At 56.5% G+C, this 25,709-nt stretch carries 28 protein-coding genes; 23 read left to right on the top strand and 5 right to left on the bottom strand.

The genetic code is table 11. The annotated features are described in order from the left end of the window. Positions 1–18 precede the first annotated feature (18 nt). The 18 genes from IPM58_16835 to IPM58_16750 all read left to right on the top strand — a co-directional run bounded on the left by IPM58_16835 (position 19) and on the right by IPM58_16750 (position 19,096). Entirely contained in the window at positions 19–1,521 is a 1,503-nt protein-coding gene (locus IPM58_16835) for a UDP-N-acetylmuramoyl-L-alanyl-D-glutamate--2,6-diaminopimelate ligase (protein ID MBK9308702.1), read from the top strand. A gap of 41 nt (positions 1,522–1,562) precedes the next feature. Continuing rightward, a complete protein-coding gene (locus IPM58_16830; GenBank protein ID MBK9308701.1) occupies positions 1,563–3,011 on the top strand; it encodes a UDP-N-acetylmuramoyl-tripeptide--D-alanyl-D-alanine ligase in 1,449 nt (482 codons plus the stop codon). Positions 3,012–3,024: 13 nt separating this feature from the next. Further along, on the top strand, positions 3,025–4,101 hold the full coding sequence (locus tag IPM58_16825) for a phospho-N-acetylmuramoyl-pentapeptide-transferase (protein MBK9308700.1): 1,077 nt from the start codon (positions 3,025–3,027) through the stop codon (positions 4,099–4,101). A 5-nt stretch (positions 4,102–4,106) separates the two neighbouring features. Next, on the top strand, positions 4,107–5,516 hold the full coding sequence (murD, locus tag IPM58_16820) for a UDP-N-acetylmuramoyl-L-alanine--D-glutamate ligase (protein MBK9308699.1): 1,410 nt from the start codon (positions 4,107–4,109) through the stop codon (positions 5,514–5,516). A 35-nt stretch (positions 5,517–5,551) separates the two neighbouring features. Next, the gene (gene ftsW / locus IPM58_16815; protein MBK9308698.1) at positions 5,552–6,748 is read left to right on the top strand and encodes a putative lipid II flippase FtsW; all 1,197 of its coding nucleotides are present in this window, start codon (positions 5,552–5,554) and stop codon (positions 6,746–6,748) included. Then, entirely contained in the window at positions 6,745–7,869 is a 1,125-nt protein-coding gene (gene murG / locus IPM58_16810; protein MBK9308697.1) for an undecaprenyldiphospho-muramoylpentapeptide beta-N-acetylglucosaminyltransferase, read from the top strand. Before ftsW ends, murG begins: the two co-directional genes overlap by 4 nt. A 79-nt stretch (positions 7,870–7,948) precedes the next feature. Next, positions 7,949–9,340: a UDP-N-acetylmuramate--L-alanine ligase gene (locus tag IPM58_16805; protein ID MBK9308696.1), complete on the top strand. Its 1,392-nt coding sequence runs from the start codon at positions 7,949–7,951 to the stop codon at positions 9,338–9,340. A 9-nt stretch (positions 9,341–9,349) separates the two neighbouring features. Then, the gene (murB, locus tag IPM58_16800; protein ID MBK9308695.1) at positions 9,350–10,291 is read left to right on the top strand and encodes a UDP-N-acetylmuramate dehydrogenase; all 942 of its coding nucleotides are present in this window, start codon (positions 9,350–9,352) and stop codon (positions 10,289–10,291) included. A gap of 57 nt (positions 10,292–10,348) precedes the next feature. Further along, positions 10,349–11,299 carry a D-alanine--D-alanine ligase gene (locus IPM58_16795; protein ID MBK9308694.1) on the top strand — a complete coding sequence of 317 codons (951 nt, stop codon included), beginning with the start codon at positions 10,349–10,351 and terminating at the stop codon, positions 11,297–11,299. Further along, positions 11,296–12,153: an FtsQ-type POTRA domain-containing protein gene (locus IPM58_16790; GenBank protein MBK9308693.1), complete on the top strand. Its 858-nt coding sequence runs from the start codon at positions 11,296–11,298 to the stop codon at positions 12,151–12,153. Before IPM58_16795 ends, IPM58_16790 begins: the two co-directional genes overlap by 4 nt. Continuing rightward, the gene (ftsA, locus tag IPM58_16785; protein ID MBK9308692.1) at positions 12,153–13,391 is read left to right on the top strand and encodes a cell division protein FtsA; all 1,239 of its coding nucleotides are present in this window, start codon (positions 12,153–12,155) and stop codon (positions 13,389–13,391) included. The genes IPM58_16790 and ftsA overlap by 1 nt, the downstream gene beginning before the upstream one ends. Before the next feature lie 58 nt (positions 13,392–13,449). After that, the gene (gene ftsZ / locus IPM58_16780; protein ID MBK9308691.1) at positions 13,450–14,646 is read left to right on the top strand and encodes a cell division protein FtsZ; all 1,197 of its coding nucleotides are present in this window, start codon (positions 13,450–13,452) and stop codon (positions 14,644–14,646) included. 41 nt (positions 14,647–14,687) lie between these two features. Then, on the top strand, positions 14,688–15,431 hold the full coding sequence (gene pgeF / locus IPM58_16775; GenBank protein MBK9308690.1) for a peptidoglycan editing factor PgeF: 744 nt from the start codon (positions 14,688–14,690) through the stop codon (positions 15,429–15,431). 84 nt (positions 15,432–15,515) lie between these two features. After that, a complete protein-coding gene (locus tag IPM58_16770) occupies positions 15,516–16,226 on the top strand; it encodes a YggS family pyridoxal phosphate-dependent enzyme (GenBank protein ID MBK9308689.1) in 711 nt (236 codons plus the stop codon). Beyond that, positions 16,219–17,037, top strand: a complete 819-nt coding sequence (proC, locus tag IPM58_16765) for a pyrroline-5-carboxylate reductase (protein MBK9308688.1) — start codon at positions 16,219–16,221, stop codon at positions 17,035–17,037. The genes IPM58_16770 and proC overlap by 8 nt, the downstream gene beginning before the upstream one ends. Further along, positions 17,037–17,333 (top strand): YggT family protein, encoded by a 297-nt coding sequence (locus IPM58_16760; protein ID MBK9308687.1) that lies wholly within the window; start codon positions 17,037–17,039, stop codon positions 17,331–17,333. Before proC ends, IPM58_16760 begins: the two co-directional genes overlap by 1 nt. A 21-nt stretch (positions 17,334–17,354) precedes the next feature. Beyond that, positions 17,355–17,867 carry a DivIVA domain-containing protein gene (locus IPM58_16755; GenBank protein MBK9308686.1) on the top strand — a complete coding sequence of 171 codons (513 nt, stop codon included), beginning with the start codon at positions 17,355–17,357 and terminating at the stop codon, positions 17,865–17,867. 77 nt (positions 17,868–17,944) lie between these two features. Continuing rightward, positions 17,945–19,096, top strand: coding sequence for a beta-lactamase family protein (locus IPM58_16750; protein ID MBK9308685.1), 1,152 nt, complete (start codon positions 17,945–17,947; stop codon positions 19,094–19,096). Here the strand turns inward: IPM58_16750 and IPM58_16745 are convergent. The 3 genes from IPM58_16745 to IPM58_16735 form a co-directional block, all read right to left on the bottom strand. Beyond that, positions 19,078–19,395, bottom strand: a complete 318-nt coding sequence (locus IPM58_16745) for a hypothetical protein (protein ID MBK9308684.1) — start codon at positions 19,393–19,395, stop codon at positions 19,078–19,080. The two genes, IPM58_16750 and IPM58_16745, sit on opposite strands and share 19 nt — an antisense overlap. 282 nt (positions 19,396–19,677) lie before the next feature. Continuing rightward, the gene (locus IPM58_16740; protein ID MBK9308683.1) at positions 19,678–20,118 is read right to left on the bottom strand and encodes a hypothetical protein; all 441 of its coding nucleotides are present in this window, start codon (positions 20,116–20,118) and stop codon (positions 19,678–19,680) included. 5 nt (positions 20,119–20,123) lie between these two features. Next, positions 20,124–20,315 carry a hypothetical protein gene (locus IPM58_16735; GenBank protein MBK9308682.1) on the bottom strand — a complete coding sequence of 64 codons (192 nt, stop codon included), beginning with the start codon at positions 20,313–20,315 and terminating at the stop codon, positions 20,124–20,126. Between the two features lie 224 nt (positions 20,316–20,539). Between IPM58_16735 and IPM58_16730 the strand changes: the two genes are divergently transcribed. Both IPM58_16730 and IPM58_16725 read left to right on the top strand, forming a co-directional pair. Beyond that, entirely contained in the window at positions 20,540–20,746 is a 207-nt protein-coding gene (locus IPM58_16730) for a transposase (protein ID MBK9308681.1), read from the top strand. A gap of 37 nt (positions 20,747–20,783) precedes the next feature. After that, entirely contained in the window at positions 20,784–21,380 is a 597-nt protein-coding gene (locus IPM58_16725; protein MBK9308680.1) for a DDE-type integrase/transposase/recombinase, read from the top strand. Here IPM58_16725 and IPM58_16720 read toward each other — a convergent pair. Next, positions 21,328–22,704, bottom strand: a complete 1,377-nt coding sequence (locus IPM58_16720; GenBank protein MBK9308679.1) for an IS30 family transposase — start codon at positions 22,702–22,704, stop codon at positions 21,328–21,330. The two genes, IPM58_16725 and IPM58_16720, sit on opposite strands and share 53 nt — an antisense overlap. 125 nt (positions 22,705–22,829) lie before the next feature. Between IPM58_16720 and IPM58_16715 the strand changes: the two genes are divergently transcribed. After that, complete coding sequence (locus IPM58_16715) at positions 22,830–23,087, top strand: transposase (GenBank protein MBK9308678.1); 258 nt, start codon at positions 22,830–22,832, stop codon at positions 23,085–23,087. A 122-nt stretch (positions 23,088–23,209) separates the two neighbouring features. On the opposite strand, the gene IPM58_16710 is transcribed toward IPM58_16715, so the two are convergent. Next, complete coding sequence (locus IPM58_16710) at positions 23,210–23,455, bottom strand: helix-turn-helix domain-containing protein (GenBank protein MBK9308677.1); 246 nt, start codon at positions 23,453–23,455, stop codon at positions 23,210–23,212. Positions 23,456–23,787: 332 nt separating this feature from the next. On the opposite strand from IPM58_16710, the gene IPM58_16705 reads away from it, so the two are divergent. Continuing rightward, positions 23,788–24,252 carry a CDP-alcohol phosphatidyltransferase family protein gene (locus tag IPM58_16705; GenBank protein MBK9308676.1) on the top strand — a complete coding sequence of 155 codons (465 nt, stop codon included), beginning with the start codon at positions 23,788–23,790 and terminating at the stop codon, positions 24,250–24,252. 148 nt (positions 24,253–24,400) lie between these two features. Continuing rightward, on the top strand, positions 24,401–25,615 hold the full coding sequence (locus IPM58_16700; GenBank protein ID MBK9308675.1) for a type II secretion system F family protein: 1,215 nt from the start codon (positions 24,401–24,403) through the stop codon (positions 25,613–25,615). Positions 25,616–25,709: the final 94 nt, after the last annotated feature.

The following is a 25,709-nucleotide window of genomic DNA, read 5'->3' as shown; positions in this document are numbered from 1 at the left end:
CACGCGTGGAGTCTGCCGATGACCCTGGCCACCATGCTTCAAGCACTTGACGGACGCGTAACGGTTCTGGAACGACAAGGAGATCTCGATGTTCTTGTGACAGCCATCACTGATGATTCTCGGAAAGCCTCGTCTCAGAGCCTCTTTGTGGCCGTCAAAGGTGAATATGTTGATGGGCATCGTTTCATTCCGGCAGCCCTGAAGGGAGGGGTGAGCGCCTTGGTTGTGCAAGAATCAGTGCGTGGCATCTCTCTCCCGTTCGTGCGAGTTGAGGATTCCAAAAGAGCACTCGGACTTCTGGGGAGTCGGTTTCATGGTGACCCGTCAAGCCGGATTCGGATGATCGGGATAACCGGCACAAACGGCAAGACAACCACGGCCTATGTTTGCAAAGCTCTGTTGGAGGAGCTTGGCCAGCAAGTAGGGTTGATTGGAACCGTCGCTTATCAGATAGGTACGCGCACAATCCCGGCAGCGCACACGACTCCCGGTGCGCTCGAATTACAGCAGTTGCTTGCAGACATGGCCGGCAGCGGGTGCGCGACAGCAGTCATGGAAGTGTCGTCTCATGCACTGGCACAAGATCGCACGAGTGGGTGTGAGTACGATATCGGGGTCTTTTCAAATCTCACGCAGGATCACCTCGATTTCCATAAGACGATGGAAAACTACTTCCAGGCCAAGTTGCGACTTTTTACGGGATTAGGAGAAGGACACAAGAAACACAAGCGGGCGATCCTCAATGTCGATGACCCCTATGGAAGCCAGATCGTTGTGCGCAGCCCTGTTCCAGTATGGACGTACGGGTTGAAGAACAAGGCGGACCTTCGCGCCGAAAACGTGCAGTTGTCGATTCATAGGACGACGTTTATGGCGGCCACTCCTGTCGGAACCTTTCCCATAGAAAGTCATCTTGTGGGTGAGCACAATGTCTACAATTTGCTGGCTGCCATCGGAGTTGCTCTTCATGAAGGAGCCACTCCAGATCAGATTCATCAGGCTGTACGAAAAGTACTGAATGTGCCGGGTCGATTCGAACGTGTCATGGCAGGGCAGTCGTTTACGGTGGTCGTAGACTATGCGCACACAGAAGATGCATTGGTTCGATTATTGACGACGGCAGAAGTGCTAAAGCCGAGGCGCATTATCACGATGTTCGGATGTGGCGGGGATCGTGATCGAGGAAAGCGACCGAAGATGGGAGCGGCTGCCGTGCGGTATAGCGATGTCGTCATTTTGACCTCCGACAACCCGAGGACGGAGGATCCTCAGGCCATTCTTGACCAGGTCGAAGTTGGAGTGATCGAAGGGCTTCGACAGCGACCACATGTGCAGTACAGAAAGATTGCCGATCGGCGGCAAGCGATCGAGGAAGCTGTGCGAGAGGCGCATGGTCAAGACATGGTCCTGATTGCAGGAAAAGGACACGAAGACTACCAGATTGTCGGCACGGAGAAACTCCACTTTGACGATCGCGAAGTCGCACGTGATGCGATTCAGCGACTCGGTGTTCGTATGTAATGAAGCGATCGAAGCGTCAGGTGTTGCAGGAACGCGGATAGATGGCGTTATTGACCATGACCGAATTGCAGAGAGTTCTCGGGGCTCGAGTGTTGGCCGGGGATGTCTCTAGACGACCCGAGCAGCCTATCCGACGCATTAGTCTGGATACGCGGTCACTTCGACCGGGCGATCTCTTTCTGGCGATGCGAGGGGAACGGTTTGATGCGCATGCATTTGTCGGAACAGCTATATCGAAGGGAGCCATAGGGGCGATCGTCCTGGATTCCTATGACGTGTCGACGCTCTCTATCCCACCACGTGCGAAACAGCGAGTGCCGTTCATTCTTGGTGTGCGCGATCCACTCACTGCGTACCAACAATTGGCTGCGTACCATCGAAGCAAGTTTAGGATCCCTGTCGTGGCCGTGACGGGAAGCAACGGGAAAACCACGACGAAAGAGATGGTGGCGAGCGTGCTGGCCCATCGATGGAACATTCTCAAGACCGAAGGCAATCTGAACAACCGCGTGGGCGTTCCTCACACACTGTTTCGTCTCCATAGCCGACATCAGGGTGCGGTCATTGAAATGGGAGTTGACGATGTCGGCCAAACGACCACGCTGTGTGAACTCGTTCGCCCGACGATTGGGATCATCACGAACATTGGACCGGATCACCTGGAGTTTTTTGGAAGTATGGATGTTTCAGCCGAGGCCAAGGCTGAGTTGCTTGATCTGCTTCCAGTGGATGGAACGGCGATTTTGAATGTGGATGATCCCTATTACGACTATCTCGCCAGCAGGGCTCGATGCCGAGTGGTGTCGTTTGGGCTTTCAGCCAAGGCCGACGTCCGAGCGGCAAAGGTCAAGTCGGATGGACGAAATGGGACGATCTTTCATCTTCAACTGCCAGGAAAGGCTCGCCACACAATCGTTCATATTCGAGTTCAAGGTAGACACAACGTCACGAATGCACTCGCAGCAGGAGCAGTCGGTTCGGTGCTGGGTTTCCCCGGGACCGTGATCGCACAGGGCTTGTCCCATTTCCGACCTGCAGCCATGCGGTCTCAGGTTCGCATGAGTCGTGGCGTCAAGCTGATCATCGATTGCTACAACGCGAATCCAGCCTCGATGAAAGCGGCTGTGGAGCTGTTGGCGCAGGCGGGTGAACATCGGAGAACCATTGCGGTCCTAGGAGATATGTTAGAGCTCGGACCGAATGCCGTTCGCATGCATGAGGAAGTTGGAGAATTTGTGACGCGACACGGGATCGATTTTGTCGTGACGTGTGGGGTCCTAGGGCGCAGTCTTGCTCAAGGAGCCAGGCAGGCAGGGTCCGATCACGCGCACATTATCGAAGTAGCGGACGCTCAAGCAGCCATCGGTGCGGTTAAGACCATCGTCAAGCCCGGCGATGTCATACTGATCAAGGCGTCGCGTGGGATGCGATTAGAGCTTGTGGCAAACGCACTGCAGGGCATCAAACGCACGGCCAAGAAGGCCTCATAGGAACGCCCACACCATGCTGTATGTCTGGTTATACCCGTTCCATACGGAATTTTCCTTCCTCAACGTCTTTCGATACCAGAGCTTTCGCATCATTTACGCCGCTGTGACCGCATTCCTGATCGCATTTGTGCTTGCGCCGTGGGTGATCCGAAAGCTCCAAGAAATTAAGTTGGGGCAGCAGGTGCGCGACGATGGACCAAAACGGCATTTGGCGAAAAGTGGGACACCCACGATGGGTGGGGTCCTCATCATTTTTGCCGTGACGCTCTCGACGCTGCTCTGGGCTGACATCTCACGGCCGCATGTCTGGTTGGTTCTTGTCGCAACGCTGGGGTTTTGTGCAATCGGGTTTATCGACGATTATCTTAAATTCATTAAAGCTCGGTCGAAAGGATTGTCGGCATCTCAAAAGTTCACCGCGCAAATCATGGTTGCGCTTGTCGTTGCGCTCATCTTGTATGCATTACCCGGCTATAACACAAAACTCAGTCTGCCATTTTTCAAGACGTTCATGCCTGACCTCGGATGGTCTTATGTCGTCTTTGCTATTCTGGTGATTGTCGGAAGTTCCAATGCCGTCAACCTTACCGACGGTTTGGACGGGCTCGCCATCGGGCCGGTAATGGTTGCGGCATTAGCGTATACCGTCGTCGCCTATGTTACGGGGCATCGGTTAATGTCGGAATATCTGCTCATCCCCCACATCGATGGCGCCGGAGAGTTGGCCGTCTTCACGGCGGCGATCCTGGGTTCTAGCCTTGGGTTTCTCTGGTACAACACCTACCCGGCCTCGGTGTTCATGGGTGATGTCGGGTCGCTCCCGCTTGGGGCGGCCCTGGGGACCGTTGCGGTGATCAGCAAGCACGAGTTGCTCTTGTTGTTGGTCGGTGGGGTGTTCGTTATCGAGGCCGTGTCGGTTATTTTTCAGGTCGCGTCATTCAAATCACGTGGTAAGCGGATCTTCCTCATGGCGCCCATCCATCATCATTTTGAAATGAAAGGATGGGAAGAGCCAAAGGTCGTGGTGCGTTTGTGGATTATCGCCATTCTGCTTGCGCTATTGAGCTTAAGTACACTCAAGTTGAGGTGACGGCGATGCTCACGGCCGACGCCATGGAGCTGCGAGGAAAGCGAGTGACGGTCATCGGGCTTGCCCGAAGCGGTATTGCTGCTTCCCGTCTACTCCAAGAGGTTGAGGCGCAGGTGACGATTGCTGATAGGAAAGAACGAGCTGACGTGCGCCATGAGCTGGAAGCGTTGGATCCTTCGACCATGCAGCTGAGGTTGGGAAAGGGATATGAATCGGCCTTGGACAACGCTGAGCTGATCGTCATCAGTCCTGGCGTACCCTATCGAATGGCGGCCCTGGAACGTGCTCGTGGCCGAGGCGTGAAGGTGATCGGCGAACTTGACCTTGCGTCGCGGTTTCTGTCCGTTCCGATCCTGGCTTTGACGGGAACCAACGGAAAGAGTACGACGGTCACCCTCATCGGAAAAATGCTGGAGCAGGGTGGGAAACGAGTCTTCGTCGGCGGAAATCTCGGAGTCGCGCTCAGTGAAGCGGCCTTACAGGCACGACAAGCGGCAAAGAATGGACAGCCCTGTCCCTACGATTTTTTGGTCGTGGAGGTATCGAGTTTTCAGTTAGAGACGGTGGAACAGTTCCATCCGTGGGTCGCAGGCATCCTCAACGTGACTGTCGACCATCAGGATCGCTACGAGTCGATCGAAGAATATCTTGCCGCAAAGAATCGTATTTTTGAACGTCTCACGCCATCCGATTATGCGCTGTTCAATCTGGATGATCTCAACGTGGCTTCCCTTCGGAAGTCCGTGAAAGCGCGTGTGCTGGGATTCACGAGGACGAACGCATTGCCTCCGGATATCGCCGGTGGAGCATATCTTGATCAGGATCGCATCATGGTCCATATCGAGGGGAAGACCTATGCGATATGCGAAAGAAATGAGCTCAAAATCATCGGCGATCACAATGTTGACAACGCCATGGTCGCGACCGTCTATGCACTACTCAGTGGGTGCCCAATTTCCGTCGTTCGACAGGTGCTGGGGGATTTTCCTGGGCTCGAACATGCCTGTGAGGTCGTCCGGGAACGGCAAGGCGTCCGTTTTATCAATGATTCAAAGGGCACGAACGTCGATGCGACCCTGAAAGCACTGCAGAGTATCGATCGGCCAATTGTGCTCATCGCCGGTGGACGAGATAAGGGTGGGGATTTTTCTCGATTGGCGAGCTCCATCCATCAGCGGGTCAAGCGGCTCATTCTGATTGGTGAAGCCGCCGTGCTGATTGCCAACGCGGTGGAAGGTTATCAGGCGGTCGAACGGGTCGGAACCTTGAAGGAAGCTGTGGAACTGGCGGCAGGGGTAGCGGAGAGTGGAGATGTCGTGCTTCTCTCACCAGCCTGTGCAAGTTTCGACATGTTTGTTGATTATCAGGATCGGGGGCGTCAATTTAAATCCCTTGTGCAATCGTTGCCGTCATGACAGGCGCGACGAAAGAGGAGCATTGAGACCGCACGATGTCACGACGATCTGCAGGCACGCTGGCATTGCCATGGCCTACCGACAGACCGCGAGCCCAAAAACAAGTCGGGATGGATCAGACCTTGTTGTTTGTGACGATTACCTTGGCACTGGTGGGCTTGGTCATGATGTTCAGCGCGAGTGCCGTGATGGCAGGCAAGAAGTTCGACGATCCATGGTATTACCTCAAGCGCCAGCTGGTCTGGCTGACGTTTGGGCTGATACTTCTCCATGTCATATCCCGTATCGATTATATCTGGTGGAGGCGCCTCTCCTTCCCACTGCTTGGCCTGGTTGCAGGCTTGCTGGTTATGGTCCTTATCGGCGAAGTGAAGCATGGTGCTCGGCGGTGGTTACAGCTTGGGCCCATCTCGGCTCAACCGGCGGAGATGGCGAAGCTCATTGTGGTCATCTATCTCGCCGGGTATCTTTCTCGGAAAGAGAACCGGCTTCAAGATTTTTCTTCCGGCTTGCTTCCACCGTTGATCATGATCGGGATTCTCAGCGGCCTGGTGTTAAGGGAACCAGATCTGGGCACCGTGGTGGTCATCGGACTCGTTACAGCTGGTCTGCTGTTTGTTGGTGGGGCGCGTCTCTCTCATCTGTCGTCCGTGGCTCTCTGTGCGATACCCGTCGGCTTGGCCCTTATCCTAACCTCCGGGTATCGGCTGCCGCGCCTGATGACATTCCTGAATCCTGGACGCGACCCGTTGAATGCGGGACATCAGATTACACAATCGTTCCTGGCTTTCGGCAGTGGAGGGCTATTCGGCGTTGGTCTGGGGGAAGGGAAGCAAAAACTGCTCTTTCTCCCGGAACCGCATACCGACTTTGTGTTGGCGCTTGTTGGGGAAGAACTGGGGTTTGTCGGGACCTGCGTGATTATTCTTCTCTTCGCGGTATTCGTGGTTCGCGGATTTCAGATTGCCACGCGGGCGCAAACACCGTTTGGGCATTACCTCGGGGTCGGCATCACGACACTCATCGGTATCCAGGCGCTGATCAATGCCTGTGTAGCCACGGGGTTGCTACCTACCAAAGGTCTCACACTGCCGTTTGTCAGTTATGGGGGTTCCTCCCTGGTCGTCAGCCTAACCGGTGTCGGGATATTGCTCAGCATCTCGAGAGATCGGCAGGCGGGACGGGAGGAGACACGATATCGAAGTGGACGTGGTCGGTCAAATCGACGATGACGATTGTAATCGCTGCTGGAGGTACCGGCGGCCATCTCTATCCGGCAATTGCGCTGGCTCGAGAGTTTGTGCGGCATGACGCAGCCGTACGAATCCTCTTTGTGGGAACGGCTCGTGGCATTGAGTCTCGGGTACTGGCCCATGAAGGGTTCGAGCTGGTGCTGATCACAGCCAAACCGGTCATGGGAAAGGGACTGGTGGACGTTCTGCGAGGCCTCTTGTCCGTGCCCATTGGGATTTGGCAGTCGTTACGCATTCTCGAACAGCACCGAGCGAATCTCGTGATTGGGGTAGGAGGGTATACGAGTCCCACCATGCTGGCGGCCGCTGCATTGAAAGGCATCGCTCGGGTGATTCTTGAGCCAAATGCCCATCCTGGCCTTGCAAATAAGGTAGTGGCGCCGTTCACGCAACGAATATTTCTGGCATTTGAGTCTGCGGGCACCTCATTTGATCAACGAAAAGTTCGGGTGGTTGGCACACCGGTTCGACAAGAGTTCTTAGTCCCATCAAGTAAAACGGGTGGCTCAATTGATCACAGAGGCCAGCATCTCCTGATTTTCGGCGGGAGCCAGGGTGCGAAAGCCATCAATAGTGCGGTGTTGGAGGGGCTAGCATTGTTGCAGGAACGTCTTCCAGGATTGACGATCACTCATCAGACCGGGGAAGTGGACTTCGAACGGGTTAGCGGGACCTATCACAAGCTCGGTATACAGGCTACAGTCGCTCCATTTCTCTATGACATGCCCGCTGTCTTACGCACAGCCGACTTAGTCGTGGCGCGATCCGGTGCGATGACCATCGCCGAGCTGACGGCCTGTGGCAAGGCTGCGGTCCTGATCCCCTTACCGACAGCGATTTACGATCACCAAATGAAGAATGCACGGGCGATGGAGGCCCAGGGTGGAGCCATTGTTCTCCCGCAGGCAAATCTGAACGGAGCAAAACTGGTCGAGACGATCGTGGCCATCGTGTCGAATTCGGAGCAGTTGCATGCGATGCAGGTGCACAGTCTCGCGATGAGGCGAAGTGATGCGGCTGAAGTGATCGTCCGGGAATGTTACGCGCTCATGGATAAGACATATGAGAACAATCAGACTCGAAAAGTGAACGGAGGGTAACGTAGTTACGCTGGGAAGAGGAAAGAAATCATGAAGAGAACGGAAATGCAGCGCCGTTGGGTGGCGGAGCACAACGACTATGACGCCGTTTCGTAAGACACAACAGATTCATCTGGTCGGAATCGGGGGAGCGGGCATGAGCGGGATCGCAGAGGTTCTGCTCACGATGGGGTACAAAGTGACTGGTTCAGACCTCCATGCCTCGGAAACGACAAGGCGGCTTGAAGAACTTGGTGGGAAGATCTTCATCGGTCACCAGGAATCAAACGTAGGAGACGCCCAGGTCGTCGTCATTTCATCCGCTGTGGCAACCAGCAATCCTGAAGTGGCGATCGCAAAGGCGCAACAAACTCCCGTCATCCCCCGTGCAGAAATGCTGGCGGAGCTGATGCGTCTGAAATTCGGAGTCGCGATTGCCGGCGCCCATGGCAAAACCACCACCACCTCCATGGTGGCCAACGTGTTGGCGCAGGGAGGCCTGGATCCAACCATGGTTATCGGTGGCAAGGTCAACGCGTTGGGTAGTCATGCCCGGCTTGGACGCGGCGATCTGCTTGTGGCGGAGGCTGACGAAAGCGATGGCTCGTTTCTCAGACTCTCTCCGACCATCGTGGCGGTGACGAACTTAGATCGAGAGCATCTGGATCATTATGGCTCCATGGAGCGAATCAACGACAGTTTTCTGGAGTTCATCAACAAGATTCCGTTCTACGGGCTGGCCGTCCTATGTGGTGATGACGAGCGTCTTCGAAACCTGTTCCCGCTCATTGTGAAGCGGTATCAAACGTATGGGCTTCAGGAGCGTGGCGGCACATTCCTGGATTTCCAAGCCACCGATATCGTGCTCAACCAATGGGGAGCCGAGTTCCGCGCCTCTTTCCGCGGGAAGAACCTGGGCCCATTTCGGTTGGCAATACCAGGCATCCATAACGTTTCAAACGCACTCGCTGCGATTGCCATCGGTGTCGAACTCGAAGTCCCCAGTGATCTCATCCGTAAAGGACTGGCAGCCTTTACCGGTGTGGAACGACGTTTTCATCTACGAGGGGAAACCAGCGGGATCATGGTGGTGGATGATTATGGTCATCATCCGACCGAGGTGAAAGCCACGCTTGCAGCAGCTAAACAGGGGTGGAATCGGCGAGTGGTCGTGCTGTTCCAACCGCATCGGTACACTAGGACGCGGGACTGTATGGGAGACTTCGCGCATGCCTTTGATGATGCTGATGCGGTGTTCATGACCGAGGTCTATCCGGCCGGCGAGCCGCCAATACCGGGCGTTTCTGGGGCCAGTCTCGCTGACAGCATCAAGTCGGCTGGTCACCCATCAGTCACCTTTATTGCGCAGAAAGAAACCTTGCCTGATCAGGTACTCCCGTTTCTGAAGTCGGGCGACCTTGTCCTGACCATGGGAGCCGGTGATATTTGGAAAGCGGGCACCGGAATTCTTGCACGTCTTGAGGGCATGTGACGGCTGAAGATGCGTCGAACCTTGCGGCATGAGTCAAAGCCACGACAGGTGGGTCGAGAACGCCGATTGCGATTGGCCGTGGCCGGCCTACGGGGCACCGTTCAGTTCCAGGCGTCGCTGAAGGACCATACTTCGTTCCATATCGGTGGTCCAGCTGATGTTCTGGTGCAGCCTGCTGATGTCGAGGATGTCATCCGTCTTTGTAGGCAGACGACCGAACAGCGCGTGCCCATCTGTGTGTTGGGTGGGACCAACATACTCGTTCGGGACAAGGGGATCCGAGGTGTGGTTGTCAGTTTAGCTAAGCTGCGGGCGATCAAAGAGGAACCGGGTTCAGTGCTGTATGTCGAAGGAGGCGTTGGGATGCCGACACTGATTGGGCATGCCATCCGTAAGTCTTTGGCCGGATTGGAGTGGGCCGCCGGGATACCAGGAACCGTTGCAGGGTGCGTGGTCATGAATGCAGGGACGAGGCTAGGCGAAATGAAAAACACCGTCAAAGCTGTGCGTATCGTCTCGCCGAATGGGACTCTCCTGGACCATCAAGCGGAGAGCATCGATTTTGCGTACCGTCGGGGGATACTCCCACGTGGCATTGTGGTTGGGGTCTGGCTTCAGCTGAAGCCGGGGGTGAAATCGGAGATCGAGCAAGTCGTCAAAGACTATTTGCGCTATCGCCGTGATACTCAACCGCTGTCCATGCCGAGCGCCGGTTGTGTGTTCAAAAATCCGAAGAATGATTCGGCTGGACGCGTCGTCGAGTCGGCTGGGCTCAAAGGCACTGCGGTCGGCGATGCGTGCGTCTCAACGAAACACGCCAACTTCATCGTCAATCAGGGCCACGCCAGTGCCCACGATGTGCTGTCTCTCATCAGAAAAGTGCGTGCACGAGTCGCTCGAATAACAGGCATTAAACTGGAATTGGAGTTGAAACTGGTCGGGGAGCGCTAACGAAAGGACGTGACGGTGGCCACGGGTCGAATCACAGATGCGCGAATTGGCGTGCTCATGGGAGGACGCTCATCGGAGCGAGACATTTCTCTCAAAACAGGGCAGGCCGTCCATCAGGCGCTCATCCGTCTCGGATATGACGCGGTGGCTATCGATGTCACTGATCGTTTGCACCGTGAACTAGCAAATCAGAATGTGGCGATTGCCTTCCTCTCGCTCCATGGGCCTGGTGGTGAGGATGGTACGATACAAGGTTTCCTCGAGACAATGGGGATTCCCTACACGGGGTCCGGGGTGCGAGCGAGTGCGGTAGGAATGCATAAAGCCGTGACTAAAACCCTGCTTGCTGCACATGGGGTTCCAGTGGCAGCTGGTACGGTAGTGCGCGAAGGGGATAGACCTGCCCTCGCAAGGATTCTCAGAGAGGCCCATCTCGAGTTGCCGATTGTTGTGAAACCAGTGGCCCAGGGATCGACCATCGGAGTCACGGTCGTGCGCCGTGCCGGACAATGGAAGGAAGCACTTGCGCTAGCACATCGGTTTGACCCTGAAGCGATGGTGGAGAGCTATATACCGGGACATGAAGCTGCCGTGTCTCTTGTCGGAACGGCGGCAGAAGGGGTGAAAGTGCTTCCAGCGATTGAAATCGTCGCGCCGGAAGGATTCTACGATTTTTCAGCAAAATACCACAAGGGTAAGACGCAGTATCTTTGTCCGGCTCCATTTCCTCCCAAAGTACTTCGACAAGTCAGCGAGATGGCGCGTCGGACTTACATCGTGTTGGGGTGCGAGGGGGCTGCGCGAGTGGATTTTCGCATCACTCCGCGAGGGCGCCCCTTCGTATTGGAAATCAATACGGTGCCCGGCATGACAGAAACGAGCCTGCTACCCATGGCAGCGGCTCAGGTCGGTATCAGCTACGACGCACTGGTCGAGCGGATCTTACAATCTGCGCTGGATCGTGTGGTGCGATTTGCCTCAGATGGAAGACAGGAGTCCGTAGGGTGAGACTCTTCAAGAAGAAGCGCCTGGCAAAGGCTCCAGGACCGAGAAAGAACATGTGGAAAGACCCGCAGGGAGAGCGAGCCACGAAGGAGGCCGGGCGGATGCGAGCGGAAAAACGGAGTACGCTTGTCCGTTGGGCGAAGGTGGTGACGAGCACCATGTGTGCCACAGCGCTCATCGGGATTGGTGTGACCTACTCCGGGCCTGCACTTCAAGAGCTTTTGGAAATCAAGACGATCAGCGTTGAAGGCGTCTACCAGCTGGAGAAACAGCAGGTACTTGATTTGGCAAAAGTGAAACCCGGAGTGCCGCTCCACCACATTGTCACAACAGCCATTCAGAAACAGGTCGAGGCTCATCCATGGGTCAAAACGGCTGAAGTGACCCGTCTGCCATTTCATGAGTTACGGATCTCCGTGAGCGAGCGGAAGCCCGCCGTGATTGTTCGTGCCGAGTCTCAGAACTTTCTGTGCGACGAGGACGGACATGTGCTGAACAGGCTCGGCCAATTGGACAATGAGGCGCTCCCTCTCGTCACTGGTATCGGTCTGTCCGGGTTGGTGCAAGGGACAGAATCAGTTCGACATGCGGTGGTATCTGGCATCGAACTCGCAAGAGTTGTCGGGCAATCGTTCGAAGGGCGGCTACACGTGCTCGCGGATAACCCTTCAAATTTAGTGGCTCTCGTCCAGGGAATGCGATTTCAATTTGGTGATGAGGCACTCCAGGAGCAGTGGGAGCGTTTCCGGCGCGTCAAATTGACGTTAAAGGCACGAAACTCTGACGGTCTGGGCCGTAACGTGAGGGAAGTCGATCTCCGGTACGAAAATCGAATCATCGTACGGGAAGGGGGGTGATGGGCGTGCCAAAACGAGATCACATTCTTGTTGGACTCGACATCGGAACGACGAAGATTTGCGCAATCGTTGCGGAAGTCGCCGATGCTGGTGGGCTCAATATCATCGGTGTCGGGTCGAGTCTCTCACGAGGTCTACGGAAAGGTGTCGTTGTCGATATCGAAAGCACGGTTGAATCGATCAAGAAAGCGGTCGAAGAGGCGGAGTTGTTGGCGGGTGTCCAGATTAACTCGGTCTACACCGGCATCGCTGGCAGCCATATCTCGGCAGAAAATTGCAAAGGGGTGGTCGCGCTCAAACGAGCTGAGGTCACCCGTGAGGATATTCACAGAGCAATCGAAAGTGCGCGTACTCTGGCCGTAATCCCTCACGAACGCAAGATCCTTCACGTCTTGCCCCGAGAGTACATGGTGGACGGGCAGGAGGGCGTTCGTGAGCCATTGGGCTTGTCAGGGCATCGGCTGGAAGTCAATGTGCATGTCATCACTGGGGCTGTGACCTCCGCGCAGAACATAGTAAAGTGTGTGAATCGAGCAGGGCTCGATGTCGTAGACATCATCCTGCAACCGCTTGCCTCAAGTGAGGCTGTCCTGAGTCAAGAAGAGCGCGACTTGGGAGTGGCGATGGTCGATTTGGGCGGAGGGACCACGGATCTTGCGATTTTCTTGGACGGCAGTATCCGGCACTCAGCGGTTCTTCCGATTGGGGGACAGAATTTAACCAGGGATTTGGCATTTGGCCTGATCACGTCGCAGACCGAGGCAGAGAGGATCAAGACGCAGTATGGCATTGCCCGGACGGAATTGCTGACGGGCCATCAGATCGTGGAAGTGCTGTCCGTCGGCGACCGCCCGGCACGAACATTTTCACGACAGGATGTTGCTGAAATTTTGGAGCCACGCGTTGATGAGATGTTTGAACTGGTGAGGAGGGAGATTATCCGCGCAGGCTACGAGGGAATATTGGGCGCCGGCGTGGTGATCACCGGCGGTACCTCGCTCTTGGATGGTATGCCTGACGCTGCCGAAAAGGTCTTAAACCTACCGGCTCGACGTGGCGTGCCTTCTGGTGTCGGTGCGCTTCGAGACCAAGTGAGTCATCCCAGCCATTCGACCGGTGTTGGTTTGTTGCTGCATGGTCGACGACATGTCGATGAATTAGAAACAGCCGGGATTCGCAATGGGGGAACCTGGGCGCGAATGTTTGGATGGACGAAGAAGGTGCTAGAGATCTTTTAACCTTGGTCCGGCAGGAGATCTGTGGTTGTCCTGCGGGGTGATCGGAGGAGGTGGCTCAATGTTCTCATTCCAAGAAGATGTGTTGTCGCCGGTCCGTATCAAAGTCATCGGGATCGGTGGTGCTGGATGCAACGCCATTAACACCATGATTACCTCCGGATTGTCTCGTGTGGATTTTATCGCGAGTAACACCGACCTCCAGGCGCTTGATCGATCCCTGGCATCCTATAAGATACAACTCGGACCCGATCGGACTCGTGGGTTGGGCGCAGGGGCTAAACCAGAAATCGGGCGGGATGCCGCGCTCGAGAGTCGAGAACATATCCGTGAATGCATCGACGGCGCGGACATGGTCTTTGTCACCGCAGGTATGGGTGGAGGAACCGGAACCGGTGCTGCGCCGATTGTGGCCAGCATTGCCCGAGAAATGGGGATTCTCACGGTCGGTGTTGTCACGAAGCCGTTTCAGTATGAAGGGCAGCGCCGACACAAGCATGCAGAGGAAGGAATCCGAGAACTGCGTCGGCATGTCGACACGTTGCTCGTCATTCCCAACCAGCGATTACTGGGCATTGTGGATAAAGCCACTCCCCTGCTCGAAGCATTCAAGGTCGCGGACGATGTCCTCCGCCAGGCCATTCAAGGCATCGCCGATGTCATCACGACAACCGGCCATGTGAACGTGGATTTCGCCGATGTCCGCACCGTGATGTCACACACTGGGCGTGCGGTGATGGGGATGGGTGTTGCCCAGGGACAGAATCGGGCGATCGAAGCCGCGCAAAAAGCGATGTGCAGTCCCCTCCTGGAGGAGGGAAGTGTTGAGGGAGCTCGCGGAGTCCTCCTCAATATTACGGGGGGTCCCAGCATGTCGTTGCATGAAATTGAGGAGGCGGCGTCCATCATTCAGCAGACAGCGGATCCCGAGGCGAACATCATTGTCGGGCAGGTTATCAACCCGGACATTACTGAAGAGCTGATCATCACAGTCATTGCCACTGGATTTGAACGGGATGAGAATCCGACAACCGGCGGGACGGAGACAGATCGAGGGCAAAATCGGCCGACCAAACCGATCCAACCAGTCCTGGCCGGTGTCGTCGCCTCCCTCGGGACAGAGCGACCGATAAAGGATCTCGACCGCCCGACATATTTGAGGCGTATGAGTGAAGCCCGAGAGTCGGCGGATCGAGCTGCACTGACAGCTGAGGATGAGTGGGATGTCCCGACGTTTCTTCGCAAGCAAACGGACTAACGTCGTCTCGTTCATCAGATGATGGAATGGTGGGAATCGATATGGCGGGAACTTCACTCATCACCGTACCAGCATTTTCCGATACCCGAAATCGGATCCGGCATTTTTTTGGCACTCGACAGCATGCTGCCGGGCTGAATCTTGAACTTGGTGTCCCTCGGCAAGGGGTAGGTGGGGCAGGAGCCGCGTCCTGGATCCTGACGGTGAAGCAGGTTCATGGAACGGACGCGCTTGTGGTGGATCATGCACTGACGCCGACTGATCGATTTGCAGGAGGATGGGACGCACTGGTGACGGATCAACCAGGCGTGATGGTAGCGGTGCGGACGGCGGACTGTGTTCCAGTTTTGATGCATGATCCTGTCCATCGAGTGGTGGCGGCGGTCCATGCGGGTTGGCGAGGAGCTGTGGCAGGCATCGTCCCCAAAACGATGTCCCTCTTGGAGTCGTGTTTTGGGTCACGCCCAGACCAGGTGCGGGTCAGTATCGGCCCATCTGCAGGCGCCTGCTGCTATGAAGTGGATGAACCGGTCTTAGAGGGCCTGCGCAAAGGATGGTCCGGTTGGGAAAAAATGGTTCACAACCGTAGGGGTGAGAGCGCACATTTGGACTTGAAGGCCCTTATTCAGGACCAGGTGCGGACGCATGGCGCTGCTTCGCAGTATGTGACAACCGTCAATCTCTGTACGATTTGTCATGACGACCTCTTTTTTTCGTATCGACGAGAGGGAAAAGTAAACGGTACCATGGTGAGTGCGATTGGCTTGCCGTTGAGTCGACGGTAAACTGCTGTCGATCAGTGTTGCGTGTGCTCCCTAGCCTAGCGGCGGTTCATTCAAAGCAATGGAAACGAGGCATGAGGAAGGGTGATGGAAGCGCTTGTTGACGGGACGATTGCCCAACGCGTCCAATCGGTACTGGCGAAGATTCGCTCAGCTGAGGAGAGAGCGGGACGTCCTGCGGGGAGTGTTCGCCTGGTGGCTGTAACAAAAACCGTCACAGTCGACTTCATGCAGGAAGGAGTCAGCGCCGGCGTAACCATCTTCGGCGAGAATCGCGTTCAGGAGGCGCTTCCCAAAGTGGCCGCCCTCTCAGAGGCACCGGTGCAATGGCATTTTCTCGGACAACTCCAGCGCAGAAAGGTGCGATCGGTGATCGGTCTCTTCGAGATGATTCATTCAGTGGACAGTGTGGAGCTCGCGCGGGAAATCGATCGACGAGCCGGAGAAGCCGGCTGTCATCAGACCGTCCTGATCGAGGTCAATATTGGAAACGAGTCGACGAAAGCCGGGTTTTCTCCGGCTGATGTGACCCAGGCCGTCTCCACCATGGCGGAGTTCTCTCACATCGGTATTAGAGGCTTGATGACCATTCCCCCACAGACTGATGACCCTGATTCGGTCCGGCCGTACTTTCGAAAACTTCACGAGTTGTCTCAACAGATCGCAGCCTGCAAGATCCCATCTGTGAAGATGGATGAACTGTCGATGGGGATGTCGAACGACTATGAAGTGGCCATTGAGGAAGGCGCGACACTCGTTCGGGTCGGCACCGCAATTTTTGGGACACGCCATGTCTAAGACGGCCCTCACACAGAAGCTGGGGTTTCTTGGCGGTGGCCGTATGGCCGAGGCGCTGATCAATGGCGTGCTCTCGGCGAAGTGGTACCGCCCTGACCAGATCCATGTGGCGGATCCTGATAGGAGTCGGTTGGATCATCTCAAAGCACGATATGGAGTTCAGGTCAGTGCAGCGAACCATGAGGTCGTCGCTCTGAGCGAGGTCGTCATGCTGGCTGTGAAGCCACAGGTGATCGTTGATGCCCTTACGGGGATTCGTGATGTGATGACGAATCATTTGGTGATTTCCGTAGCTGCTGGTGTCACGATTGATCGAATCAGAGACCTGTGCGGCCCTGCCGCACGCATCATCCGTGCGATGCCCAACACCCCGGCTATGGTCGGTGAAGGCATGACGGCGCTGGCAATCGGACCGAATCTTGAGGAGGAAGCAGTCGCTTGTGCCGAAGGAATCCTCCGATCGGTCGGCCGAGTCGTGAGGATTCAGGAACAGCTGATGGATGCCGTCACCGGATTGAGTGGAAGCGGACCTGCGTACGTCTTTCTTATGATTGAAGCGATGACTGACGGTGGGGTGAAGATGGGGTTGCCACGCGAGACGGCCAGTCTGCTTGCGGCCCAAACTGTGCTCGGGGCTGCACGTATGGTGTTGGAGACTGAACAGCATCCGGCTCGACTGAAGGATCAAGTGACCTCTCCCGGTGGAACGACCATGGCCGGTCTGCATCGCTTGGAACAGGGAGGGGTTCGAGCCGTACTCATCGATGCGATTGAAACTGCGACGAAACGTTCCAAGGAGCTCGGAGGCTGATGTTTGTAATGGGAAATACCTTGTTGGGCCTGGCGACAGTGTTAGACTATTTATTGACCTTTTATAGCTGGATTATTATTGCGCGGGCACTCATCTCGTGGGTGAACCCGGATCCGTGGAATCCTATCGTTCAATTCTTGGGCCGTGCAACGGAACCTGTGCTCTCGCCGATCCGACGGCGACTCAGCTTGGGGATGGGGATCGACCTGTCACCACTGATTGCTATCGCAGCGATCTGGTTCCTGCAGATCGCCGTCGTCCAGTCGATTAAGGATGCCGCGTTACGAATGAACTGAGTTCATATTGGGGAGGATGCCATGAAGATTACACCACTCGATATTCAGCAGATGGTTTTTCAGGTCAAACTTCGTGGCTATGACCGTGATGAGGTCAACCGCTTTCTTGAGGACATCTCGCAAACGGTCGAGTTCTTGAATCGTGACAATGCGACGTTGCGTGACCGTATTGACTCGCTTGAGCAGCAAGTGTCGGAGCTCAAGCGAACCGAGGTGACGTTATCCAATACGCTGGTGTCGGCACAGTCGTTGGCGGACGACGTCAAGCGAAGCGCTCAACGAGATGCCGATCTGATCGTCAAAGAAGCAGAGTTGAAAGCCGGTGAGCTGTTTCGACAGGCGCGTGCCGAACTGGGAAACACGCAGCGAGACCTTGCCGTCCTGCAAAAGCAACGGTTGCTCATGGTGGAACGAATGCGCGCGACACTCAATACGTTTGAGCGGATGTTGGACGTCGAGGCCAGTGAAGCCTACCAGGACCATAACACCATCCGTGAGGAAAAGATGGAAGGTGAGTCAACCCCTGCTCGGTAAGCGCGATATTGGATGGCAGGGCTGATGGACGGGAGGTAATCAAGTCGATCGCGTCTGTGGGCATAGCCATCATCTTCATGTCTGATCTGCGAACTGTTCAATCAGCGCTCGACCGAGCCGTTATCGAGGGAGTGTTTCCCGGGGCAGTGTTGGCCGTGCAGCACAAGGGCCGTCCGGTCGTGGACTTTTCTACCGGCCGGCTTTCGGCGGTTCCACAAGGGCCGTCCGTTACCCCTTCCACGACCTATGATCTCGCATCATTGACCAAGCCCTTGGCGACGGTGACATCTCTAGCGATTCTGGTCCAGAACGGTCGCTGTCGATTGGACGATCCGGTGGCCGAGTATCTTCCGGAATGCGCCGATACTCCGATCGGTTCGGCCACGCTTCGTCACCTTCTGACTCATACCTCAGGCTTACCTGGATGGCGCGGATATTACGAGGGGCTCAGTGCAGATGGACGCGTTCCTGCGTCAAACCGAGAGCGGGTGGTTGCAAAGCAGTCCATGCTTCGCTTCATTCAATCTGAAGCGTTGGTGTATGAACGAGGCACACGCAGTCTCTATAGTGATCTAGGGTTCATGTTGCTTGGTTTCATCATTGAGCGCTGCGGCGGACAGTCACTGAGTGTGTTTTTTAAGGAGCGTGTCCTGGCATCATTGAGTGAACCGAGGCTGGCCTTCGTGTTGCCGGAACGGGTAGCGGAGTTTCTAGAAGCGAAGACGAAACAGGGTGGTGGTGTCGCGCCGACAGAGGTGGATCCATGGCGAGGCCGAGTTCTCCATGGAGAAGTGCATGATGAGAATGCTGCGGCATTGGGTGGCGAGGCCGGTCATGCGGGGTTATTCGGGACGGCTGGCGCCGTCTTGGCGATGACCGGTATGTGGATGCAGGCCTATCATGGGCGCACCTCCCTCCTTGATCAGGATCTTGTGCGGGAATTCACCAGACGACAGAATCAAGAAGGCTCCTCCAGCTGGGCTCTTGGTTGGGATACGCCATCAGTACCGTCGTCGTCGGGACAATATTTTTCGGCTCGATCGTTTGGCCACCTGGGCTACACGGGAACGTCAGTCTGGATAGATCCGGAGGCGGAGTTCGAGGTCGTGCTGCTTTCGAATCGGGTGCATCCAACAAGAAAAAACGACGCGATCAGGGGTTTTCGACCGCTGATCCATGACTTAGTGTATCGCGAATTCGTAAGCTCCGGTCAAGGCAGGTCTGGGTAGTCGATCCACGTCTCCTTCTCAGCGAGATAGCGTGTCCCCTTGAAATTAGCCCTAGTCCGTAAACGACTGAACCCTGACTCCTGAAGTTTTCCCACGAGCTCTTTCACCGCTGCGGCGATGGTCTGGTGCGATCGGCTTTCAACAATGAGGGCTTCATACATCACCTTGGCCGAATACCCCGCCGTTGTCCGATTCACGAGTATCATGCGGTTGAAATAGCGGTCGCTCGGATCTACCCCTTCAACCTGGTGCTTCTCGACCAATCCTTCCTTCTTGAACATCAGCGGCAACGTACTCATATCGATGACCGTCCTCTTTAGAGCGGTTAATAACAAGAATCCGCATATTATAAGAGCGGGTCATCGATCCCTGCAACTCGTGTAGATAGCAAGTTAAGTTGTCCGGTGTATGTAGCACAGGATCTGTCCGGTGTTGCCGCTCCCTGGTTCTCAGCCCCGTGCCGACATTCTTTCGTGCACAGTTGCCCGAGGAACGACGATCGGACGGTCGCGTGACCGAATGGTCGAGCCCTTCTGGTGCCCGGACTCACCCTCGGGGTCGATCAGTTGCCCCTCCGTATCCTAACGCGCCAAGCACCGAGGGCCATGGAACACCGCCAAGGTCCCATCCGGATACTCGTGGACTCGCACGGTTGCCTTCACATAGTGGAATCGATGCGAGTCAGGCGGGCATTGGACTCCGGCCGTGATACCGCACCGTATTGTCGTTGGGGACGACGCGGTCCTCCTGCACGCAGAGCACATCGGCCAGATTGGCTCCACCCAGGGTGCAAACGCGGTGTCGGGTTTTGTGGCAGGGACCGCAAACCGCTGGTTGTAGGCCGGGACGAATTGGGTACGGAGCCACACATTGGCCGCCGCCATGTCCGTGATCCCGGCTAACGCCAGCTCTTTGGGCAGCCGATTTTGCAACGTGCGGAAGGCGCACTCTGACCGGCCCCGCGCTTCCGGCGAATAGGCGGCAATCAGCGTGATGCCCAATTGCTGCAAGGCCCGATGCACCTGCGTCAGCGCGCCTTGTCCACCTTGCCTCCAGCTTCGGCGGTGTACCAATAATGCGCGCCGCGATCGACATAGAGCGAACTAAACAGCCCCTGCGCCTCAATGACCTCCCGCAGACCGTGGAAGCTACTCATGGTCCCTTCTTCCTCGACGAAGAAGGCCGAGTAGAGCACATTCGTCGCATCATCCATCGTCACAATGAGATCCCACTGGGAGCCCGGCACCCATTCATGGGTCGAGCCATCTTGATGGTGAGCTAGGCTCGAAAAAGTGGACGCCTTCAACCTACAATCAGAGGTCTGGAGGTGTGAGATGGAACAGATACCGCGGCAGCAGTATACGAAGGAGTTCGGAGAGCAGGCCGTGCGGCTAGTCCTGGAACAGCAGGTGACGATTCCGGGAGGCAGCCAGGCGCCTGAGCATGTCGGGCAAAACGCTCAAGAACTGGGTCAGGCAGGCTCGGCACGGCCAGCTTGCGACAGTGGGCGCGAGCCGACGGCCCGTGACGGAGCTAGAAGCAGAGCTGTCCCGGCTCAAACGTGATCTTGCGGAAGCACGGATGGAGCGCGACATCTTAAAAAAAGCCACCGCGTACTTTGCGAAGGCGCAGCTGCCCGGTACGCGCTGATGAGGACGCTGCGTGCCCACTATCCGCTGAGTCTGTTGTGCCGGGTGCTGGAGGTGTCTCGAAGCGGCTACTATGCCTGGCAGTATCGGCGGCCGTCGAAACGCGATCAGGAGAATGCGCGGCTGGAAGTGGCGATCCAGCCGCCCATGTGCGCACCCGTCAGACGTACGGCCCGGAACGGCTTCAAGCCGAATTGCATGCCGACGGGTTCCCCGCTGGGATCGGCCGCATCAAGCGACTGCGGAAGAAACTGGGCCTGCGCTGTACCCAGGTCCGCCGGTTCACGACGACCACGGATTCGACGCATGCGCTGCCGGTCGCGGACAACGTATTGGCGCAGACCGTTGCCGCCACACGACCGAACGAGACCTGGGTGACCGACATCACGTACGTGCCGACCGCGGAAGGCTGGCTGTATCTCGCGGGCATCAAGGATTTGTTCACCTGCGAGGTCGTCGGACATGCGATGGGGGCTCGGATGACGACGGAGTTGGTGAGCCAGGCGCTGGGCGCGGCGGTATGGGCAAAGCGCCCACACCCGGGACTGATCCACCACTCCGATCGTGGCTCACAGGGCGGATTCAACCGGTCGACGCAACACTGGGTTGTCCGCCGACTTGTAGGTACTTGTTGAGGGCTTCGGCTGGTGTCTGCCAACCAAGCGTCTTCCGCGGTCTGGTGTTGAGCGTGTGGGCTACGGCCTGGATTTCTTGGTCACTCCACCGAGACAGGTCGGTGCCCTTGGGGAAGTATTGGCGCAGAAGTCCGTTCGTGTTCTCGTTTGTGCCGCGCTGCCATGGACTATGAGGGTCAGCAAAGAAGACATTCACCCCTGACTCGACGGTGAACCGGGCGTGATCGGATAGTTCTTTGCCACGATCCCACGTCAATGATTGCCACAGCTGGGCAGGCAGGGTTGTCACCGTTCGCTTGAGCGCATTGGCCATGGTGATGGCTCCGTAGCCAGCCAGCGCGGGGCCGTTCTTCGTGCGGGGGATCAGCCCATAGCCCTTCTCGCGAGGCAGGTGAACCAGCATGGTGAAGCGGCTTGATCGCTCCACCAGCGTCCCGATCGCAGACCGGTTCAGGCCGATGATCAGGTCCCCCTCCCAATGCCCAGGCACGGCGCGGTCTTGCGCCTCTGCAGGACGGCTGGAGATCATGACCTCCTCGCTGACGTGCGCCCACGCCTTGGCCTGTGCTCTGGCCCGTGGCACGCGCAACGCCCGCCCGGTACGAAGGCAGCTCACCAACTCGCGTTTGAGAGCGCCTCTGCCTTGAATGTACAACGCCTGGTAAATGGCTTCGTGAGAGATTCGCATCGATTCATCGTTCGGGAAGTCGACCTGCAGCCGGCGGGCAATCTGCTCTGGCGACCAGCCCGTGACCCATTTACGGTCGCCGCGATGAGGCGTGTTCCGCCCCTTAAACGGTGCCGGTCGAGGGCCAGCCATCTCACGTCCAGCCGCGTCACGGATCTTGCCTTCCAGGCGATCTTGCACATAGTGACGCAGCTGCTGGTGAATCACAAGCTTTGCCGGCTTCGGCCTTCTGGCCACCATCTCTGCCTTCCACTGCGCGACCGAAGCCCGATACTCGAGTTGGCCACCACGAGTTGCCGCGTTGCGTGTCAGCTCGCGTGAGACCGTTGAGGGGGAGCGCCCAGTACGGCGAGCGATCTCCCGCACGCTGACGTCTTGAGCCCGCAGCAGCCCGATCTCTTCGCGCTCCGCGAACGACAAATACCGTCCGGACCCCGGTGTCGCCATGGACAATGGCATGCCGCCACGATGGCGGAACCAGCGCGTTCCCACCGCCGGAGACACACCAATCGTCTCGGCAGCTTCCTCGCTCGTAACCCCAGTCGCGACCTCCATCCAAAATCGCCGCTCCATCTCATTGCGATGCGACGGGGCACCCGGTGAGCGCATCGCGCCTCGCCCCGTCAACTGTTGCATCCATCCCGCAGGTCGCCCCATAAACACCTCCTCAATCAAAGGTGTTGCGTCGACCGGTTGAATCCGCCCAGTATTGTGCCCAGGCCTATCAAGATCAGGTCCGCCAATGTGGTATGACCGCGTCCATGAGTCGGCGAGGCAACTGCTACGATAATGCTCCGATGGAAAGTTTTTGGGGCACGCTGAAGAACGAACTGGTGCATCACCGGCGCTACGAGACCCGCAGGCAAGCACGGCGCGAGATCGCGGAGTACATCGAGATCTTCTATAACCGACAGCGGCGGCACTCACGCCTCGGGAATCGCTCGCCAGTGGCGTTTGCCCAGCAGTGGGCCCGTCAACAACCGGCGGTGGAGGCTGTCATTCATGGCGTCCACTATTGACAACCGAGGTCATGGAGCATCATGCCGGGCAACGGTTTGCGAGGCCGCTTCTTGCGATGCGCCCCACGGCGAGGGGCACGGGCAACCTGGCCCGCCGCGTGGAGCTTCTTCTTCGTCCACGTCTAGGGGCGCGTCCCGCCATGCTCTTGTTGCCAGTGCTCATGGACGTGCTTCACGGTCCAGCCGGTGTAGCGGCTCTCATACAGTGTGACCATCTGCAGCACCTCGTCGACCGGAACCGCGCGCGCTGAAGCCCGCCCGAGCCGCTGATCCTCCAATCCCGCCACCCCGTCGGTTTCATAGCGGGTACTCCCGCGGCGAAACGTCCGCTCGGTCACCCGCAAGATCTCTGCGGCTTCCCGCATCATGAGTTCTCGCCGTTATCGCCGCTCGTACAGCTCTTCAAATCGCATCCGTCTCACCTCCTGTAGGCCTGTCGCCCGTGTCATGATGGCCTCCTTGAGGGCGCACCTAAACCGGACAGATCACGTGCTACAAAAAAGCGGACAGATGATGTGCTAGCTACACGATCCCTGCAACTCGTTGACAACAGTGACGTTGATTACTATGATTTGCCCCTTTTCACCGGATCCAAGTGAAGACCTGTCTAACCTCGCCGTATGAACATCCCCAATAGTCTCACGATTCTCCGTATTCTCCTGGTCCCGGTCTTTATCGTATTTATGACCCTATGGGGCCTATGGGGTATGCTCTGGCGATTCTTCTCACGGCAGGCCTGACGGATGCGATCGATGGGCACCTTGCACGTAAACTCAATCAGCGCACGAGATTGGGCACACTACTCGATCCTCTGGCGGACAAAGTCCTCCTGACCTCGAGCTTTATTTCACTTGCCGTGTTGCACCTGATTCCCTCATGGCTTGTGATCCTTGTCGTCAGCCGGGACTTAATACTGCTGCTGGGTACGGCGGTAGCCCATGTCACCAATACCCCGATCAACGTTAAGCCGACGTTTCTCGGAAAAGGCACGACTCTCCTGCAATTGAGCTACGTTCTTCTGGTGGTTCTTTTAACGTGGCGCGGGATTGATCTTGCCAGGCTCACGCCATTGCTCATGCTGGTGGTCGGCTTCACCCTTGCCTCAGGCCTACATTATCTCTATCGAGGGTTTCGCGACACCAACGCCGCGTCTCCGCCTGCCTAGCGACTGTAGTCGCGACATGTTCGTGATGCCGTGCGTGTAAATAATTCAATAGTTTTTGACAGGTTTTCGACCCCCCAGTAGACTCACTTCGTAGACCTAGGCAATTTCCATCAACGGCTCAAGGAAGCCACAACAGGACACACACGCTATGGCCACGTTTGCATACGTTGGACGGAGTAGGTCGGGTGCGGTGAAAAAAGGTGAGCTCGTCGCCAAGTCACGCGATGAGGCTGTTGAGCAATTGCGCAAGCAAAGTGTGGTCGTGACCAGTCTTGAGGAAAAGGCCGCCAAGGAAGGATTCAGCCTCAGTTTCGGCAGCGGCGTGGGCGAAAAAGACCTTGTCGTCTTTACACGACAGTTTGGGACGATGATCAACGCCGGACTACCACTGATTCAGTGTCTGGAAATTCTCTCCACACAATCAGAAAACGCAGCATTGAGAAAATCCGTGGGTGAGATTCGAGTTCATGTGGAGGGAGGCGCAACCTTTTCTGACGCACTCCGAAAACATCCCAAAATCTTCGATGACTTGTACGTCAATATGGTGCATGCCGGTGAGGTCGGAGGGTTGCTCGATACCATTCTGGCTCGGCTTTCTAAACATATTGAAAAGGCGATGAAGCTCAAGGGGCAAATCAAGAGCGCCATGGTCTATCCTGCGGCCATCGTCGGGATCGCCGCGATTGTGATCACGGTCCTCATGATCTGGGTGATCCCTGTCTTCGAGAAGATGTTCAAAGAATTGTCAGGAGGAAAGATGGCGTTGCCGGCGCCGACACAGCTCGTCATCGATATGAGTAACTTCGTGCAAGGAAACTGGTACATCATCCTGGGTGTTATTGTGGGCTCGGTCATGGGCATCAAGAAATACTACGCAACTCCACAAGGGAGGCTGGCGATTGATAAGTTCGTGCTGAAGTTGCCGGTGTTTGGAGACCTTATCAGAAAAGCGTCAGTCGCGAAGTTCACGCGAACATTGGGGACCTTGCTGGCGAGTGGCGTTCCGCTCTTGGACGCTCTCACGATTTGCGCAAAAACCTCAGGCAACAAGGTGGTGGAAGGGGCTCTGCTTGATGCCAAAGTCAGTATCAGTGGAGGGAAAACAATCTCGGATCCGCTTGCGAAAAGCGGGACGTTCCCCAAGATGGTCACCCATATGATTTCGGTCGGAGAGTCGACCGGTGCGTTGGATACCATGCTCGGGAAGATTGCGGATTTCTACGAAGATGAAGTCGATGAGGCGGTCGGGAATCTCACCGCGCTCTTGGAGCCCATGATGATGGTGTTTTTGGGTACGACGGTCGGCTTCATCGTCGTCGCGATGTATCTGCCGATTTTTTCGATGGCAAATGCAATCGGGTAGCCGAGTGTCAACTCACGTCTGAGAGGCGGCTTGGCGAACTGCTTAAACGGGATGGCCAAGCCGTCCACTTCGTAGTGATTTCTGCGTCTATCAA

This window comes from Nitrospira sp. (genome assembly GCA_016715825.1).
In the GTDB taxonomy this organism is placed as follows: domain Bacteria; phylum Nitrospirota; class Nitrospiria; order Nitrospirales; family Nitrospiraceae; genus Nitrospira_D.
The sequence above is the reverse complement of the archived record's forward strand: the minus strand, read 5'-3'. Positions and strand labels throughout refer to the sequence as shown.

Excerpts from the sequence above, each read along its gene's own strand:
- IPM58_16825 (MBK9308700.1), top strand. The coding sequence starts at position 3,025 with ATGCTGTATGTCTGGTTATACCCGTTCCATACGGAATTTTCCTTCCTC.
- murG (MBK9308697.1), top strand. The coding sequence starts at position 6,745 with ATGACGATTGTAATCGCTGCTGGAGGTACCGGCGGCCATCTCTATCCG.
- proC (MBK9308688.1), top strand. The coding sequence starts at position 16,219 with ATGTCTAAGACGGCCCTCACACAGAAGCTGGGGTTTCTTGGCGGTGGC.
- IPM58_16745 (MBK9308684.1), bottom strand. The coding sequence starts at position 19,395 with ATGAGTACGTTGCCGCTGATGTTCAAGAAGGAAGGATTGGTCGAGAAG.
- IPM58_16755 (MBK9308686.1), top strand. The coding sequence starts at position 17,355 with ATGAAGATTACACCACTCGATATTCAGCAGATGGTTTTTCAGGTCAAA.
- ftsW (MBK9308698.1), top strand. The coding sequence starts at position 5,552 with ATGTCACGACGATCTGCAGGCACGCTGGCATTGCCATGGCCTACCGAC.
- IPM58_16835 (MBK9308702.1), top strand. The coding sequence starts at position 19 with ATGACCCTGGCCACCATGCTTCAAGCACTTGACGGACGCGTAACGGTT.
- IPM58_16720 (MBK9308679.1), bottom strand. The coding sequence starts at position 22,704 with ATGCAACAGTTGACGGGGCGAGGCGCGATGCGCTCACCGGGTGCCCCG.
- IPM58_16760 (MBK9308687.1), top strand. The coding sequence starts at position 17,037 with ATGTTTGTAATGGGAAATACCTTGTTGGGCCTGGCGACAGTGTTAGAC.
- ftsA (MBK9308692.1), top strand. The coding sequence starts at position 12,153 with ATGGGCGTGCCAAAACGAGATCACATTCTTGTTGGACTCGACATCGGA.
- IPM58_16705 (MBK9308676.1), top strand. The coding sequence starts at position 23,788 with ATGGGGTATGCTCTGGCGATTCTTCTCACGGCAGGCCTGACGGATGCG.
- murD (MBK9308699.1), top strand. The coding sequence starts at position 4,107 with ATGCTCACGGCCGACGCCATGGAGCTGCGAGGAAAGCGAGTGACGGTC.
- ftsZ (MBK9308691.1), top strand. The coding sequence starts at position 13,450 with ATGTTCTCATTCCAAGAAGATGTGTTGTCGCCGGTCCGTATCAAAGTC.
- pgeF (MBK9308690.1), top strand. The coding sequence starts at position 14,688 with ATGGCGGGAACTTCACTCATCACCGTACCAGCATTTTCCGATACCCGA.
- murB (MBK9308695.1), top strand. The coding sequence starts at position 9,350 with ATGCGTCGAACCTTGCGGCATGAGTCAAAGCCACGACAGGTGGGTCGA.
- IPM58_16830 (MBK9308701.1), top strand. The coding sequence starts at position 1,563 with ATGGCGTTATTGACCATGACCGAATTGCAGAGAGTTCTCGGGGCTCGA.
- IPM58_16700 (MBK9308675.1), top strand. The coding sequence starts at position 24,401 with ATGGCCACGTTTGCATACGTTGGACGGAGTAGGTCGGGTGCGGTGAAA.
- IPM58_16730 (MBK9308681.1), top strand. The coding sequence starts at position 20,540 with ATGTCGGGCAAAACGCTCAAGAACTGGGTCAGGCAGGCTCGGCACGGC.
- IPM58_16710 (MBK9308677.1), bottom strand. The coding sequence starts at position 23,455 with ATGATGCGGGAAGCCGCAGAGATCTTGCGGGTGACCGAGCGGACGTTT.
- IPM58_16750 (MBK9308685.1), top strand. The coding sequence starts at position 17,945 with ATGTCTGATCTGCGAACTGTTCAATCAGCGCTCGACCGAGCCGTTATC.
- IPM58_16805 (MBK9308696.1), top strand. The coding sequence starts at position 7,949 with ATGACGCCGTTTCGTAAGACACAACAGATTCATCTGGTCGGAATCGGG.
- IPM58_16795 (MBK9308694.1), top strand. The coding sequence starts at position 10,349 with ATGGGAGGACGCTCATCGGAGCGAGACATTTCTCTCAAAACAGGGCAG.
- IPM58_16770 (MBK9308689.1), top strand. The coding sequence starts at position 15,516 with ATGGAAGCGCTTGTTGACGGGACGATTGCCCAACGCGTCCAATCGGTA.
- IPM58_16715 (MBK9308678.1), top strand. The coding sequence starts at position 22,830 with ATGAGTCGGCGAGGCAACTGCTACGATAATGCTCCGATGGAAAGTTTT.